The 14802-nt window shown below is 68.3% G+C and carries 14 protein-coding genes; 7 read left to right on the top strand and 7 right to left on the bottom strand.

The features are described from left to right. Window positions 1–81: 81 nt before the first annotated feature. The 4 genes from bcp to LOS8367_RS06785 all read left to right on the top strand — a co-directional run bounded on the left by bcp (window position 82) and on the right by LOS8367_RS06785 (window position 3423). Window positions 82–567, top strand: coding sequence for a thioredoxin-dependent thiol peroxidase (bcp, locus tag LOS8367_RS06800; protein ID WP_085895723.1), 486 nt, complete (start codon window positions 82–84; stop codon window positions 565–567). Beyond that, complete coding sequence (locus LOS8367_RS06795; RefSeq protein WP_085895722.1) at window positions 564–1391, top strand: ferritin-like domain-containing protein; 828 nt, start codon at window positions 564–566, stop codon at window positions 1389–1391. Before bcp ends, LOS8367_RS06795 begins: the two co-directional genes overlap by 4 nt. A 204-nt stretch (window positions 1392–1595) precedes the next feature. Further along, the gene (locus tag LOS8367_RS06790) at window positions 1596–2924 is read left to right on the top strand and encodes a M23 family metallopeptidase (protein WP_085895721.1); all 1329 of its coding nucleotides are present in this window, start codon (window positions 1596–1598) and stop codon (window positions 2922–2924) included. Further along, complete coding sequence (locus LOS8367_RS06785; RefSeq protein ID WP_085895720.1) at window positions 2914–3423, top strand: bactofilin family protein; 510 nt, start codon at window positions 2914–2916, stop codon at window positions 3421–3423. The genes LOS8367_RS06790 and LOS8367_RS06785 overlap by 11 nt, the downstream gene beginning before the upstream one ends. Window positions 3424–3487: 64 nt before the next feature. Here LOS8367_RS06785 and LOS8367_RS06780 read toward each other — a convergent pair whose 3' ends face one another. The 3 genes from LOS8367_RS06780 to LOS8367_RS06770 all read right to left on the bottom strand — a co-directional run bounded on the left by LOS8367_RS06780 (window position 3488) and on the right by LOS8367_RS06770 (window position 8439). Next, window positions 3488–4558: an FAD-dependent oxidoreductase gene (locus LOS8367_RS06780; protein WP_085895719.1), complete on the bottom strand. Its 1071-nt coding sequence runs from the start codon at window positions 4556–4558 to the stop codon at window positions 3488–3490. A 139-nt stretch (window positions 4559–4697) separates the two neighbouring features. After that, a complete protein-coding gene (gene prfB / locus LOS8367_RS06775; protein WP_085895718.1) occupies window positions 4698–5822 on the bottom strand; it encodes a peptide chain release factor 2 in 1125 nt (374 codons plus the stop codon). A gap of 94 nt (window positions 5823–5916) precedes the next feature. After that, window positions 5917–8439 carry a penicillin-binding protein 1A gene (locus LOS8367_RS06770; RefSeq protein WP_085895717.1) on the bottom strand — a complete coding sequence of 841 codons (2523 nt, stop codon included), beginning with the start codon at window positions 8437–8439 and terminating at the stop codon, window positions 5917–5919. Between the two features lie 156 nt (window positions 8440–8595). Here LOS8367_RS06770 and LOS8367_RS06765 point away from each other — a divergent pair, with 156 nt between their 5' ends. Beyond that, complete coding sequence (locus LOS8367_RS06765) at window positions 8596–9273, top strand: class I SAM-dependent methyltransferase (protein WP_085895716.1); 678 nt, start codon at window positions 8596–8598, stop codon at window positions 9271–9273. A gap of 57 nt (window positions 9274–9330) precedes the next feature. On the opposite strand, the gene LOS8367_RS06760 is transcribed toward LOS8367_RS06765, so the two are convergent. Together LOS8367_RS06760 and LOS8367_RS06755 are read right to left on the bottom strand one after the other, a co-directional pair. Then, window positions 9331–10512 carry an N-acetylmuramoyl-L-alanine amidase gene (locus LOS8367_RS06760; RefSeq protein WP_242665523.1) on the bottom strand — a complete coding sequence of 394 codons (1182 nt, stop codon included), beginning with the start codon at window positions 10510–10512 and terminating at the stop codon, window positions 9331–9333. Window positions 10513–10562: 50 nt separating this feature from the next. After that, window positions 10563–11723 carry a pyridoxal phosphate-dependent aminotransferase gene (locus LOS8367_RS06755; protein WP_085895714.1) on the bottom strand — a complete coding sequence of 387 codons (1161 nt, stop codon included), beginning with the start codon at window positions 11721–11723 and terminating at the stop codon, window positions 10563–10565. 138 nt (window positions 11724–11861) lie between these two features. Between LOS8367_RS06755 and LOS8367_RS19255 the strand changes: the two genes are divergently transcribed. After that, window positions 11862–12611 carry a DsbA family protein gene (locus LOS8367_RS19255; RefSeq protein WP_106535002.1) on the top strand — a complete coding sequence of 250 codons (750 nt, stop codon included), beginning with the start codon at window positions 11862–11864 and terminating at the stop codon, window positions 12609–12611. Next, window positions 12608–13057, top strand: coding sequence for a GNAT family N-acetyltransferase (locus LOS8367_RS19250; protein WP_106535001.1), 450 nt, complete (start codon window positions 12608–12610; stop codon window positions 13055–13057). The genes LOS8367_RS19255 and LOS8367_RS19250 overlap by 4 nt, the downstream gene beginning before the upstream one ends. A gap of 14 nt (window positions 13058–13071) precedes the next feature. Here LOS8367_RS19250 and LOS8367_RS06745 read toward each other — a convergent pair whose 3' ends face one another. After that, complete coding sequence (locus LOS8367_RS06745) at window positions 13072–13683, bottom strand: SH3 domain-containing protein (protein WP_165798278.1); 612 nt, start codon at window positions 13681–13683, stop codon at window positions 13072–13074. A 184-nt stretch (window positions 13684–13867) separates the two neighbouring features. After that, on the bottom strand, window positions 13868–14647 hold the full coding sequence (locus LOS8367_RS06740) for a DUF1236 domain-containing protein (protein WP_085895712.1): 780 nt from the start codon (window positions 14645–14647) through the stop codon (window positions 13868–13870). Window positions 14648–14802: the final 155 nt, after the last annotated feature.

The following is a 14802-nucleotide window of genomic DNA, read 5'->3' as shown; positions in this document are numbered from 1 at the left end:
CCCTTGATTTCGTCGGCCCCAGCGTAGATCCCTTGCCCCCCGAGGGCCACCGCCGCCCGTTCACGACAGCGAGGATGCGCCATGAGCGACACGATGACGGCCACCCTGCCCGAGCCCGGCCAGAAAGCCCCCGATTTCAAGCTGCCGCGCGACGGCGGCGAAGAGGTGCGGCTCTCGGCCCATCTCGGCGCGCCGGTGGTGCTCTATTTCTACCCGCGCGACGACACCTCGGGCTGCACCAAGCAGGCGCAGGGCTTCACCGAACTTGGCGGCGATTTCGAACTGTTGGGCGCGCGGGTGCTCGGCGTGTCCAAGGACAGCGTCGCCAAGCACGAGAAGTTCCGCGACAAGTACGGGCTGGGCGTGACCCTGCTGTCGGATGCCGAGGCCGATGTCTGCGAGCGCTACGGCGTCTGGGTCGAGAAGAAGATGTACGGCAAGACCTTCATGGGGATCGAGCGCACCACCTTCCTCATCGACGCCCAAGGCAGGATCGCCCGGATCTGGCGCAAGGTGAAGGTGGCGGGCCATGCCGAGGAGGTTCTCGACGCGGTGCGCGCGCTGTGAACCGGACGCTCACCGATCTGGCGGTCGAGGTGCTCTCGACCCCCGATGGCCGCCTCAAGACCGCGCGCAGCCACGCCGCCGCCAAGGCTTGGCGCGACAGCCGCGCCGCCGGTGCGCCGCTGGAGATCGGCGATACCCTGCCCCCGGACCGGCCGGCCCGCCCGGACCGGCCCGAACTGCTGGCCCCGCGCGAAATGCCCAAGCGCCGCCCCGGCTCGGAGCATGGCCGGATCGCGCTGATCCACGCGGTGGCGCATATCGAGCTGAACGCGGTGGACCTGCATTGGGACGCGGTGGCGCGCTTTGCCGCGACGCCGCTGCCGATGGGCTATTTCGACGACTGGGTGCAGGCAGCGGACGAGGAATCGAAGCATTTCAACCTGCTGTGCGACCGGCTCGAGGCGCTGGGCAGCCATTACGGTGCCCTGCCCGCGCATGAGGGCATGTGGCGCGCTGCCGAGGACACCGCCACCGACCTGATGGCGCGGCTCGCCGTGGTGCCGATGGTGCTCGAGGCGCGCGGTCTCGACGTGACGCCGGGTATGATCGAGATCTTCCGAAAGGCGGGCGACACCGACACCGTCGCGGCGCTCGAGGTGATCTATGCCGAGGAGGTGCACCACGTCTCCTACGGCTCGAAGTGGTTCCACTTCCTGTGCGGGCGGCATGATCTCGACCCCGCGCCGCTGTTTCGCGACCTCGTACGGCGCCATTTCCATGGCGGGCTCAAGCCGCCATTCAACGAGGAGAAGCGCGCCGAGGCCGGGATCCCGCCCGATTTCTACTGGCCCCTGGCCGAGGAGACGGCACGGCGAAAGGGCTGAAAACCAGCCCTTTCGTTGCGCGGACGCCACAGTGTGACACAATAGTCCTTTCGGCGATATCTTGCCGTTTTTCGGCCTTCTCCGCGCCCGCGGCCCGGGTGGCAGCCCAAAGATGTTGCGACAGGGGGGAGGCCCCGCTAACACCACGCACGCGGCACTCTCGAAAAAGAGAGGCTGTGACCGGGACAACACGGGGACGGACGGGTGCGCATCAAACTGGCACAGAAACTTCACGCGGCGCTGGAGCGCCGGTTTCCCGAACGGCGACTGTTTCTGCGCTCGGACACCGAGACCCGGTTCATCAGGCTCCACCCCTCGACCCAGCTGATCGCCTGGACCGGCGCGACGCTGGTGGTCGGCTGGACCATCACTGCCACCGCGATCCTGCTGATGGATTCGATCGGTTCCGGCAATTTCCGCGCCCAGGCGCAGCGCGACCAGATGATCTACGAGGATCGCCTGAATGTGCTTTCAGCCGAGCGCGACCTGCGCGCCGCCGAAGCCGCCGCTGCGCAGGAGCGGTTCTCGACCGCGCTGGCCCAGATCTCGACCATGCAGAGCGAGCTTCTGGCCTCAGAGGACAAGCGCCGCGAGATGGAGACCGGGCTCGAGGTGGTGCAGGCCGCGCTGCGCCGCACCATGATCGAGCGCGAAACCGCCCGCGACGCCGCCGAAGAGTTGAAGCTGGCCCTGGCCGAGGGCGGCACCCTGCCCGGCGGCGCCGATGCGGCCTCGGTCGAGGGCACGCTCGACATCCTGTCCGGCGCGCTGGCCGAAACCGCCGAAGAGCGCGACCGCATCGCCGAGGATGCCGAGCTTGCCTTCGAGCAGGCCAACGAGATGCAGCTTGAGCTGCGGCTGATGACCGAGCGCAACGACGAGATCTTCCGCCAGCTCGAAGAGGCGATGACCGTCTCGGTCGAGCCGCTGGGCGAGATGTTCCGCGCGGCCGGCATGGACCCCGACGCGATGATCAGCAAGGTGCGCAAGGGCTATAGCGGCATCGGCGGCGGCGCGCTGACCCCGATCCAGTTCTCCACCATGGGGGCCCATGCGGGCCACGTCAACGACAATGCCGAGCGTGCCAACGCGCTGCTCGACAAGATGGACGAGATCAACCTCTACCGGATCGCCGCCTCGAAGGCGCCCTTCGCCGAGCCGGTGCAGTCTTCCTACCGCTTTACTTCTGGCTTCGGCCAGCGCTGGGGCCGCCTGCATGCGGGTGCCGATTTCGCGGCGCCGATCGGCACCCCGGTCTATTCCACCGCCGACGGCGTGGTGGTCAGCGCCGGCTGGGCCTCGGGCTATGGCCGGCTGATCAAGATCCAGCACGAGTTCGGGATCGAGACCCGTTACGCCCACCTCAACAAGATCAGCGTGAAGGTCGGCCAAAGGGTATCGCGCGGCGAGCGGATTGGTGATATGGGCAACTCCGGACGATCGACCGGGCCCCACCTCCATTACGAGGTGCGCGTCGGTGGGACTCCCGTCAATCCCATGACCTACATACGAGCTGGAAAAGATGTTTTCTAAGAGCAAGATCAACGAGCCCGGACCCAGGACAGCCGAAGGGAACCCCCAGATGGACGCCACCACCAAGCCCGCGCAGCCGCAGGGATCGCAGGACTACCGTCCCGCCGCACCCAAGGCGAAGCCGCCGGCATCGGTGCTCTCGGCCGACCTGCACATCAAGGGCAACGTCAAGACCACCGGCGACATCCAGGTCGAGGGCCAGATCGAGGGCGACATTCGCGCGCATCTGCTGACCGTCGGCGAAGGCGCCACCGTGCGCGGTGAGCTGGTCGCCGATGACGTGGTGATTAACGGCCGGATCGTCGGCCGGGTGCGCGGTCTCAAGGTCCGCCTCACCTCGACCGCCCGCGTCGAGGGCGACATCATCCACAAGACCATCGCGATCGAGAGCGGTGCGCATTTCGAGGGTTCGGTGCAGCGCCAGGAAGACCCGCTGAACACCACCGGCGCGCCCAAGCCGCTGCCGAAGCCGTCCGTGGCCGAAGGCGGCCACGACTGAGGCCGGTCGCGGGATCGACGGATAGGGGCGTCTCGGGAAACCGGGGCGCCCTTTTCGTATCCGGCTAGCCGTAGAGGAAATTCGCCGCGAAACGCGCCCGCAGCGGCGGCAAGGCGGTGATCAGCCGCGCCGCCGCCAGCGTCGCTGGGCGGGCCAGCGGGCCCTTCGCGGTGACCACGCGGCGCATCCGCTCCGCCCCGGCGATGATCCGGCGATCCGCGGCGCGGCGGGCTTCGGAATAGCCATCGATTCCGCCGCCCGCGAGTCGTTCGGCCAGGTCGCAGGCATCGGCGATGCCGAGATTCATGCCGCGTCCGCCGGCGGGAGAGTGCGAATGCGCGGCGTCCCCCGCGAGCAGCACCCGCCCCTCCCGGAACCGCTCCGCCATTCGCAGCGCCACCCGGAACTGGCCCCGGTCGTGCAGATGCGCGACCCGCACGCCGAAGGGCTCGGCCGCGAGCGCGTCCTCGGTGTTCGAGATCATCCGCACCCGGTCCCCGCCCAGCGGCACGACGGCGGCCACCCGCCCTTCGGGCAGCAAGGACAGCGCCACCCGGTCGCGATGCGACCAGCCCGGCGCGTCGATATCGGCGATCGACCAGACATCTGGAAGACGGTGCCCGGGATAACCGATCCCCGCCGCCTCGCGCACGAGGCTGCGCGTGCCATCGGCCCCGACGAACCAGTCGCCGCGCTCCTCCCGACCATCCTTCAATGTGATGCGGACGCCTTGGGGGTCTTGGGCCATGCCGACGATCTCGGCGCCGCGCCGCAGCGTGCCGCCGTGACGTGCCAATGCCGCGGCGAGGACCGCCTCGGTGCGGTCCTGCGGCAGGCCGAACATGTAGCGACGGCCGAAACGCTCGGGCCGGGCCGCGCCGAAATCGAGCCTGGCCCAGACCCGGCCGCCGCGATGAAGGATCAGGCCTCTATAGGTGACGCCCTCGGCCAGCAGCGCCTCGGTCACACCGGAAGGCTCCAGACGATGCAGGCTTTCGGGATTGATGCCGACAGCGCGCGACAAGGGAGAGGGCGCGTCTCGCGCCTCGAAGACCGTCACCTCGATGCCACGCCGGGCCAGTTCGACCCCGGCGGTCAGCCCGGTGGGTCCGGCGCCGCAGATCAGCACCTTCATCCTCAGCCCTCCCGCCCCAGTCTAGGGGCGCGGGGTCGCGACGGGCAAGATACGGGACACGTGAACGCGGGCCGAGAGGGCGGGACCGGGGCTCCGCCCCGGACCCCGGCGTATTTAGGGAACAAAGTCGGGGGCGGCCTCAGTCGTCCGAGGTCGCCTCGGCGCGGCTCTTGCCGGAGACCTGACCGGCCAGCGTCGCGGCCATGAAGCCGTCGAGATCGCCGTCGAGCACGCCTTGGGTGTCCGAGGTCTCGTGGCCGGTGCGCAGGTCCTTCACCATCTGGTAGGGCTGCAGCACGTAGGAGCGGATCTGGTTGCCCCAGCCGGCGTCGCCCTTGGCGTCGTGCTGTGCGTTGATCTCGGCGTTCCGGCGGTCGAGTTCCATCTGGTAGAGCCGCGACTTCAGCGCCTTCATCGCGATGTCGCGGTTCTGGTGCTGCGACTTTTCCGAGGAGGTCACGACGATGCCGGTCGGAAGGTGGGTGATCCGCACCGCCGAGTCGGTGGTGTTGACGTGCTGGCCGCCGGCGCCCGAGGAGCGATAGGTGTCGACCCGGATGTCGGAGGGGTTCACGTCGATCTCGATGTTGTCATCGACCACCGGATAGACCCAGACGCTCGCGAAGGAGGTCTCGCGCGTGCCCTTGCCGAAGGGCGAGATCCGCACGAGACGGTGCACGCCGCTCTCGGATTTCAGCCAGCCATAGGCGTTGGGGCCGGAGATCTTGTAGGCGACCGACTTGATGCCCGCCTCGCCGCCGGCCTCCTCGGACTGCATCTCGACCTCGTAGCCGCGCTTCTCGGCCCAGCGCACATACATCCGCTGCAGCATCTGCGCCCAGTCGCAGGCCTCGGTGCCGCCGGCGCCGGCATTGATCTCGAGGAAGGTATCGTTGGCGTCGGCCTCGCCGTCGAGCAGCGCCTCGAGTTCCTTGGCCCCGGCGGTCTGGCGCAGCGCCTTGAGCGCGGCTTCGGCCTCGGCGACGATTTCCTCGTCGCCCTCCATTTCGCCCAGCTCGATCAGCTCGACATTGTCCTTCAGCCCTTGGCTGATTTGGTCGTAGGTGCCGATCTTGTCGAGCAACGACTGGCGCTCGCGCATCAACTTCTGCGCGGCGGCGGGATCGTCCCATAGCGTCGGGTCCTCGACCTGGGCGTCGAACTCCTCGAGCCGGTGCGCCGCCGTCTCGCGGCCCATGCGCTTGGCCAGCAGCCCGAGCGACTTCTCGATGGCGGCGATGTTGGCTTGCGTCTCTGCGCGCATGATCGGCTCCTCACTCGGCCTCGAAGGCTTTGAATTGTGCGGCGTGATAGCGCGCCCCGCGCGCCCCGGCAAGCGAGGCGCGCGAGAGCGTCGCTCAGTAGAGACCGCCCGAGGAGAGCGTGCCGAAGCTCGCCTTCGGGCCGACGGTGGCGGTGTTGCCGGTCGAGGTCTGGACCTTCTTGGCCGGCTTGTTGCCGCCCGCCTCCTCGTAGAGCGGCAGATCGCCCGACATCTCGAAGCCGCCATCGAAAGTCACGCCGAACAGCGGCTCCTCGCCGATGCGGAAGCATTCTGAGATCACGTTGTCGCCCGAGGCGCCGTCGGGCAGGCGCGCACCCGAGAAGCGGTCGATCTTGATGAACTGGCACTCGTCGGGGACCGGGAACTCGGTGCCGCCGAAACGCTCGATCGCCTCCCTCATGAAGCTCTCGAACACCGGGCCGCAGATGCCGCCGCCCGAGGCGCCCGAGCCGAGCGAGCGCGGGTTGTCGTAGCCGATGTAGCAACCCGCGACGATGTTCGACGAGAAGCCCACGAACCACACGTCCTTGGCATCGTTGGTGGTGCCGGTCTTGCCGGCGATCGGCACGGGCAAATTGATGCCGCGCGCGGTGCCGCGCTTGACCACCCCCTCCATCATCGAGGTGAGCTGATAGGCGGTAACCGCGTTCATGATCCGCTCGCGGTTCGACTGGATCGTCGGCGCCTTGCCCGCAGGCAGGTTCGGGAGCGAGCAATCGACGCAGTTGCGCTGATCGTGGCGATAGAGCGTGTTGCCGTAGCGATCCTGCACCCGGTCGACCAGCGTCGGCTCGACCCGCTCGCCGCCATTGGCGAACATTGCATAGGCCGCGACCATCTTGAACAGCGTCGTCTCCTGCGCGCCCAGCGCGTTCGACAGATAGGGGCCGAGATCGTCATAGACACCGAACTTCTCGCCGTAATCGGCAACGGTATCCATGCTCACCTCCTGCGCGAGGCGGATCGTCATGATGTTGCGCGACTGCTCGATGCCGGTTCTCAGAGGCGTCGGCCCGTAGAACTTGTTCGAGGCATTCTGCGGTCGCCACATGCCCTGCGGCGTGTTGATCTCGATCGGGGCGTCGACGATGATCGTCGCCGGGGTGTAACCGCTGTCGAGCGCCGCCGCGTAGACGAAGGGCTTGAAGGAGGAGCCGGGCTGGCGCATCGCCTGGGTGGCGCGGTTGAACACGCTGTCCTGGTAGGAGAAGCCGCCCTGCATCGCCAGCACCCGGCCGGTGTTGACGTCCATCGCCATGAAGGCGCCCTGCACGCGCGGCGTCTGCCGCAGCGTCCAGCGAATGAAGCTGCCGTCGTCGTCGGAGGTCATCCGGCGAACCAGCACCACGTCGCCGCGCTCGAAATTCTCGGCGAAGCTGCCGCGCATCCATGAAATGTCGTCGCGCGGCACCACATGCGGCTCGGAGCCGTCATCGGCCAGCCCCTCGATCCCGAGGCGCATTTCGCTCTCGCCGAGCTCCATCACCACGGCGGGGTACCACTGGCTTTCCAGCGTCACGTCGCGCGGCACATCGACCTCTGAGAGCGCCTTGCGCCAGGCCAGTTCGTCGTCGAGCGCTTCGACCGGGATCGACTTGCCGGTGCCGCGCCAGCGGCCCAGCCCGCGATCGTATTGCTCGAGCGCGCGCTGCAGCGCATGCGCCGCCTCGACCTGCAACGGGCCGTCCAGCGTGGCGCGGATCGACAGACCGCCGCCGAAGAACTCGTCCTCGCCGAACTCGGCCGAGAGCTGGCGGCGCACCTCGTCGGTGAAGTAGTCGCGCGGCGGCAGCGCGGCGCGGAAGCTCGCGATATCGCCCGACTGCACCGTGTCGAGGGTCAGGCCCCGGCCCTCGCGATAGGCGGCCTCGTCGATATAGCCATCTTCCCACATCCGGCGCAGCACGTAGTTGCGGCGGTTCACCGCGTCCTCGTATTGCCGCACCGGGTGCAGGTTGCCGGGGCGCTGCGCCAGCGCCGCGAGATAGGCGGCCTCGCCCGGCTCGAGCTGCGACAGCGGCTTGTTGAAATAGGTCTGGGCGGCGGCGGTGACGCCGTAGGAGTTCTGCCCGAGGAAGATCTCGTTGAGATAGAGCTCGAGGATCCGCTCCTTGTCCATCGCGCCCTCGATCCGCACCGCGAGGATCAGCTCCTTGATCTTGCGCTCGATGGTGCGTGAGCCGTCGAGCAGGAAATTCTTCATCACCTGCTGGGTGATCGTGGAAGCACCGCGGATGTCCTCGCCGCGCGAGCGCACCGCCTCGACGCCGGCGGCGACGATGCCCTTCACGTCGAATCCGGAATGGACGTAGAAATTCTGATCCTCGGCCGAGACGAAGGCATGCTTGACGAGATCGGGGATCTCCTCGGCCGGGGTGAAGAGCCGCCGCTCGGTGGCGAACTCGTCGAGGATCTTCCCCTCGCCGTCATAGACGCGGCTGATCGTCGGCGGTGTGTACTGCGCCAACGTCTCGTAGCTGGGCAGGTCGCGGCCATAGACATAGAAGATCGCGCCGAGCGTCAGCGCCCCCATGGCGAGGCCGAGGGTCAGCATCGAGAAGATGCCGCCGAGGAAGGACATGATGAAGCGCAGCACGATTGTCTCCGGGAGGAATGAGGGGCTTATAGGCAAGCGCCCGCCCGGGGTCAAAAGCGCAGGGCTTGAAATCGGCAGCAAAACGCCCGAAAGCGGGGTCACGCTTTGGCGAGGGGATTGCGCTCTCGACAGCTGGCACCCAAAAGGGCGTACATGATGGCAACCGACACAACCCCTTCCCGCCGCGCCACGCCGGACGACGTGATCGCGACCTATGACGCCGTCGGCCCCGAATGGGCCAAGGCGCGTGACCGACGTCTGATCGAACGGCGCTGGGTCGACAGGATGCTGGCCGCGGCACCGCGCAATGGCGGCCGCCGCCGCGTGCTCGACCTCGGCTGCGGCTCGGGCGCGCCGATCGCGCAATACGTCGCCGATCGCGGCGCCGAGGTCACCGGCGTCGACGCCTCGCGCGTGATGCTGGGCCTGTTCCAGAAGAACCTGCCGCGCGCCCGCGCCTTCCACCACGACATGCGCGGGCTGCGCCTGTCCGAGAAATTCGACGCGATTCTCGCCTGGGACAGCTTCTTTCACCTCTCGGGCCCCGATCAGCAGTCGATGTTCCCGACCTTCGCCGAGCACGCGGCGCCCGGCTGCGCGCTGATGTTCACCTCCGGCCCCTCGGCCGGCACGGCGATCGGCGACGTGGCGGGCAAGCCGATCTTCCACGAGAGCCTGAGCCCCAAGACCTACAAGGGTCTTCTGGAGATGCACGGTTTCAAGCCGCTGGCCTTCATCCCCGAAGACCCCGATTGCGGCATGCACTCGGTCTGGCTGGCCCGTTTCGACGGCCTGCCGCGCGAGGAAGGCCCGAAGCCCGCCAACAAGGGCTGAGCTTCGGCCCCGGCAAGGTTTCACGGCCCGCGCCTCACCGCGCGGGCCGTTGGCGTTTCAGCGTCGCCGCAGCGGCGCGCGTGCGGCCTCCTCGGCCGCCCAGTTGCGCAGCCCCGCGACGAGCCCCGCGACGATCCGGGCGCGCGAAGCCGGATCGACGAGTCGGGCCCGATCCCCGGCATTCGACAGGAACCCCACCTCGACCAGCACCGAGGGAAAATCGGCGGCGTTGAGCACCGCCAGCGGCGCGCTGCGGCGTGGCCGCGAATTGAGATGCGCGCCCGCCGCGCCGAGCGAAGCCACCAGCGCCTGCGCCAGTCGTTCGCTCTGCGGCGCGGTGTCGATCCGGGCCAGATCCATCAGCGCCGTGGCGACCCGGTCGTCCTGACGGCTGAGATCGAGCCCGGCCAACAGGTCGCCGCGCTGGTGCCGCTCGACCATGCGCCCCGATGCGGTGTCCTTTGCCTCGTCCGAGAGCGTGTAGACCGAGCCGCCGGAGGCCTCGTCTTCCTCCAGCGCGTCGGCATGCAGCGACAGCAGCAAGTCGGCCCCTGCCGCCCGGGCGATGGTCATCCGCTCGGACAGCGGCACGAAAGCGTCGGCGTCGCGGGTCAGCACCGCGCGCATGTTGCCGGAACGGTTGAGCGCTTCGGCCGTCTCGCGCGCCAGCTGCAACATCAGATCGGCCTCGACCAGCCCTTCACGCATGGCGCCCGGATCGACGCCGCCATGGCCCGCATCCACAGCCACCACCAGCGGCCCCGCCCCCGCCACCCGCGGCGGGGCCAGCGTCTCGCCGGCCGGATCGGCGGGGCGTGCGCGTTCCGCGAAGGCCTCGGCGCTTACCGGCCCCAACGCGACGCGCAGCCGCGCTGCGCCCGAGGGCTGTGCCCGCATCTCGGCGCTCTCGACTGCCAGTGGCTCGGCCAGGTCGAGCACGAGGCGCGACCAGCCGGGCCGTCCGCGCCCGACCCGCAGCGCGCTGGCGCGCGTCCCCGACAGCAGCGCCTCCGGATCGGCCCCGGTCCAGTCGACCTCGGCGAAATCGAGCACGAGCCGCCGCGGCTCGTCGAGTGTGAAGACCCGCCACGGCACCGTCTGGCTCAACGCCAGCTCCAGTTCCAGCCCCCGGCGCGTATCCGCGACATGGCTCTCGGCGGCGTCGAGCCGGGCCAGCCCCGAGAACTCTTGCGCCGAGAGCGGCCCCGCCAGCAGCAGCGCGAGGCCGATCCCTTTCATCTTTCCCCAAATACGCATACCCGGCCCGCCCCGGGCACCGCGGCGGGGCCTCATGCGGCGCCCGCCTCCGCATGGCCGCGGGCCGCCATGAAGCGGGCGAGCCGCAACAGCCCTTCCTCGATATCGGCGGTGGAGCGGGCATAGGAGAAGCGGATCCAGCGATGCCCGTCCGCCGGGTCGAAATCGAGGCCCGGTGTCACCGCGACGCCCGCCTCGTCGAGGATCTCGGCGGCGAAGGCGCGGCTGTCATCGGTGAAGGCCGAGACGTCGGCATAGACGTAGAACGCCCCGTCAGGGGGCGCGAAGCGGGTGAAGCCCGCCTTGGGCAGCTGCTCCAGCATCAGCGCGCGGTTGGCGGCATAGACGGCGGCATTGGCCTCCAGCTCATCGGTCGCGTCCATGGCGTGCAGCGCCAGCCGCTGCGAGGCGTGCGAGGTGCAGATGAACATGTTCTGGGCGATCCGTTCAATGCCGCGCACATGCTCGGGCGGCACGATCAGCCAGCCGACGCGCCAGCCGGTCATCGAGAAGTATTTCGAGAACGAGCCGATCACATGGGTCTCGTCGGTCACTTCGAGTGCCGAGACCCCGCGCCCGCCGATCCCGTGATAGATCTCGTCCGAGATCAGCGCGGCGCCGCGCGCGTCGCAGGCCTGCACCAGCGCGCGAAGCCCGTCTCGATCGAGCATGGTGCCGGCCGGGTTCGAGGGCGAGGCCAACACCAGCCCGTCGAGCGCGTGGCGCTCGATATCCTCTGGCACCGGCTGCATCCGGTTGGCGAGCCGTGTCGGCATGTCCACCGGCACCATGTCGAGCGCCTTGAGGATCTGCCGGTAGGAGGGGTAGCAGGGCGCGCCCAGCCCCACCCGGGCGCCGGTGTCGAAGAGCTGGGTGAAGCTCAGCAGGAACGCACCCGAGGCGCCGGAGGTCACCACGACCCGGGCCGGGTCGAGATCGACCCCGTACCATTCGCCGTAATGCCGGGCGATGCGGGCGCGCAGTTCCGGCAGGCCGAGCGCCACGGTATAGCCCATCGGTCCCGCAGCCATCTCGCGTGTCAGCTTCTCGACCGCCTCGCGTGGCGCCCCGGTACCGGGCTGGCCCACCTCCATGTGGATGATGTGCCGCCCCGCCGCCTCGGCCTGCCGTGCCGCCTCCATCACGTCCATCACGATGAAGGGATCGACCTCTCCGCGCCTTGAGTTCCGCATGCCCTGCTCCCTAAGGTTTGGCCGGGTTGTGCCAATGCCGCCCCCCTGCCGTCAATGGCCCGTGCCTTCCCGCGCGGGAACTTGGCAGGGGGACGATGATGTGATCTGCACGGCCCGACACGAGGAAAGGACATCCAAATGCTGCGCTCGCTCATCCGCGCCCTGCCCGTCACGCTGGCGCTCGCCGGCCCCGCCGCCGCGCTCGATCTTGAGGCGATGACCGATGCCGAGCGCGATGCCTTCGGCGATCAGGTGCGCGCCTACCTGCTGGAGAACCCGGAAGTGCTGATGGAGGCGATCGCCGTGCTCGACCAGCGTCAGGCCGAGGCCGCGGCGCAGGGCGACAGCGCGATGATCGCGAGCCATGCCGAGGCGTTGTTCGAGAACGAGGGCGACTGGGTCGGCGGCAACCCCGATGGCGACATCACCGTGGTCGAGTTCATGGATTACAAATGCGGCTATTGCCGCCGCGCCTTTCCCGAGGTCGAGGAGCTGGTCGAGAGCGACGGCAACATCCGCTACATCCTCAAGGAGTTCCCGATCCTCGGCGAGCAGTCTCTGATGGCGTCGCAATTCGCGCTGGCGATGCGCGAGCTCGAGGGCGACGAGGCCTACAAGCAGGCGCACAACGCGTTGATGACCATGCGCGCCGACGTCTCCGAAGACTCGCTCGAAGCGCTAGCCGAGAGCCTGGATGTCGATTTCGAAGCGGTTCAGGCGGAAATGGACAGCCCCCGCGTCGCCGGGATCATCGCCGAGAACCACCGGCTGGCGCAGGCGATGCAGGTCAGCGGCACGCCGAGCTTCGTCATGGGCGACCAGATGCTGCGCGGCTACGTGCCGCTGGCGCAGATGCAGGAAATGGTCGCGGCACAGCGGGCGGAGTGAGCGCGCCGCATTTCCATGAGGCCGGGCGCGGTGACGTGCCAGCCATCCTGGCGCTGCTTGCGGATGATGACCTCGGGCATGGTCGCGAGAATGTCTCGCTCGAGATCTATCTCGCGGCTTTCGACAGGATGAAAGCCCAGCCTGGCAACCTCATCATCGTCGGAGAGAAGGAGGGCGTTATAGTCGCCTGCTACCAGATCACGCTGATCGACGGTCTGTCCCGCGGCGGCGCGCGGCGGGCACAGATCGAGGCGGTACGGGTTGCCGCAAACTGGCGCGGCGCCGGGATCGGCCAGAGCCTCATGCAGGATGCCGAAGCACGGGCCCGCGCGGGGGGGTGCGCGCTGATACAGTTCACCTCCGACCGGGCCCGCAATGCGGCGCATGGCTTTTACGAGGGGCTGGGTTACAACCCCTCGCATCTGGGATTCAAGAAGTCGCTCTAGCGCCGGTCAGAACGTCAGCGCGCGATATAGGCGACACGGCGGGTGTCGGGCTCGACCACGACCTGCTGGCCGTTGATATTGGCATAGGCCAGCATGCTGTCGGGGATCGGCGTGAGCACCACGGTTTCGGGCAGACCTGCGCCAAGCACCACCTCGCCATCGAGATAGATCGGATCGATCGGGTTGTCGTTGAGATAGGTGATCGCGCCGTCGGTGATCTCGAGGCTGGTGCCTTCGGCTGAGGGATCGGCGGCGATCACCGCGCCGTTCAGGGTGACGGTGCCATCGGGCAGCGTCGGATCGTAGGTGACCGTGGTGATGCCTGCCGCATCGGCGTTCTCGTAGATCACCACCGGCGTGGTCTCGACGATGGCGGTGAGATAGCCGCCCGAGGCCCAGCCGGTCACGCCATCATGCGTGACCTCGCACCAGGTCGCGGGGTCGAGACAGCCCGCTACCTCGACCGGCTCGCCCTGAGGGATCATGCCGACCACCTCATAGGCGGGACCGGCCCCGGCACGGATGTTGAGATCGACCGTCGCGTTGGCGGTGGCCTGCGCGAAGGCGGGAAGCCCGAGTGCGGTGAGAGCGCCCGCGGCAGCGAGTGTGGGTATCATGCGGATCATGGATGGTCTCCGGATTGCGGGGCCGACATGGCCCGCGCCTGTTGCCGATGAAACGCTGGCGCGCGGCAGTTCGATCCCTCGTGCCGCACATGCCGGGAGATATGTGGCCGATCCGCCATGCCCGCCATTTCGCATGAAAAAGGGCGGCCCGAAGGCCGCCCTTTCGAAAGCTCACAGGTCCGGATCAGCGGACGATGTAGACGATCCGGCGCTCTTCCGGCTCGACCAGAACCGGGGTGCCGTTGACATAGAGGTAGCTGTACTCGGCCTCGGGGATCGGGTTCAGCTCGACCTCCTCCGGGATGCCGGCGCCGACCACCACTTCGCCCTGAAGGATCACCGGCTCGACCGGGTTCTCGCGGACATAGGTCACCACCTGGGAATCGGGGTTCAGCGCGTCGCCCGCCGCGGCACCGATGATGCCGGCGCCGATCACCGCCGCCGGGCCGCCGATCAGGGCCGCCGCGGCACCCGCCGCCGTGGCCGCGCCCGCGATCGCCGCGGGGCCGTCATTGGCCTCGTTATCATAGGTCACGGTCTCGATCTCGAGCTCGGTGCGGTTCTCGTAGAGCACGACAGGCTCGGGCGCCTCGGCCATCTGCACGGTGAGGTAGTCGCCATAGGCCCAGCCGGTGGTGCCGTCGAGCGTCACCTGGCACCAATTGGCGGTTTCGAGGCAGCCCTCGACCATCACCTCGCCATCGGCGGGGATCACGTCGACGATCTCCATGTCCGGACCAGGGCCCGCACGCAAGTTCAGCTCGGTCACCGCTGTGGCGGTGGTGCCGCTCGTCGCGGTCTCGGCATTGGCGGTGGTTTCCGTCGTCGCGGTGGCCTCGGCCTCGACGCCCACATTCGCGCCGGCCTCAGTATCGGTGTCGACCGTGACGCTGGTCTGGGCAAACGCCGGCATCGCAGCCACGAGCGCGGCGGCAGTCGTCATCAGAAGCGATTGCTTGGTCATGTCTCGTTCTCTTCCATTGCATCAATTGCGCCACCCGCTGTGGCGCTGCTGGACAAGAAACGATTTCGGGCCTTTCGGGGTCCGTGCGGTTGGGCGATACCGCCTACAAAACATGCAATTTTCCGCCGACGCATCGGCGGGAACATACCGCTCCC

Source organism: Limimaricola soesokkakensis, from assembly GCF_900172345.1.
GTDB classification, from domain to species: Bacteria; Pseudomonadota; Alphaproteobacteria; order Rhodobacterales; family Rhodobacteraceae; genus Limimaricola; species Limimaricola soesokkakensis.
The sequence above is the reverse complement of the archived record's forward strand: the minus strand, read 5'-3'. Positions and strand labels throughout refer to the sequence as shown.

Excerpts from the sequence above, each read along its gene's own strand:
- LOS8367_RS06780 (WP_085895719.1), bottom strand. The coding sequence starts at position 4,558 with ATGAAGGTGCTGATCTGCGGCGCCGGACCCACCGGGCTGACCGCCGGG.
- LOS8367_RS06755 (WP_085895714.1), bottom strand. The coding sequence starts at position 11,723 with ATGCGGAACTCAAGGCGCGGAGAGGTCGATCCCTTCATCGTGATGGAC.
- bcp (WP_085895723.1), top strand. The coding sequence starts at position 82 with ATGAGCGACACGATGACGGCCACCCTGCCCGAGCCCGGCCAGAAAGCC.
- LOS8367_RS19255 (WP_106535002.1), top strand. The coding sequence starts at position 11,862 with ATGCTGCGCTCGCTCATCCGCGCCCTGCCCGTCACGCTGGCGCTCGCC.
- LOS8367_RS06760 (WP_242665523.1), bottom strand. The coding sequence starts at position 10,512 with ATGAAAGGGATCGGCCTCGCGCTGCTGCTGGCGGGGCCGCTCTCGGCG.
- LOS8367_RS06740 (WP_085895712.1), bottom strand. The coding sequence starts at position 14,647 with ATGACCAAGCAATCGCTTCTGATGACGACTGCCGCCGCGCTCGTGGCT.
- prfB (WP_085895718.1), bottom strand. The coding sequence starts at position 5,822 with ATGCGCGCAGAGACGCAAGCCAACATCGCCGCCATCGAGAAGTCGCTC.
- LOS8367_RS06745 (WP_165798278.1), bottom strand. The coding sequence starts at position 13,683 with ATGATCCGCATGATACCCACACTCGCTGCCGCGGGCGCTCTCACCGCA.
- LOS8367_RS06785 (WP_085895720.1), top strand. The coding sequence starts at position 2,914 with ATGTTTTCTAAGAGCAAGATCAACGAGCCCGGACCCAGGACAGCCGAA.
- LOS8367_RS06765 (WP_085895716.1), top strand. The coding sequence starts at position 8,596 with ATGGCAACCGACACAACCCCTTCCCGCCGCGCCACGCCGGACGACGTG.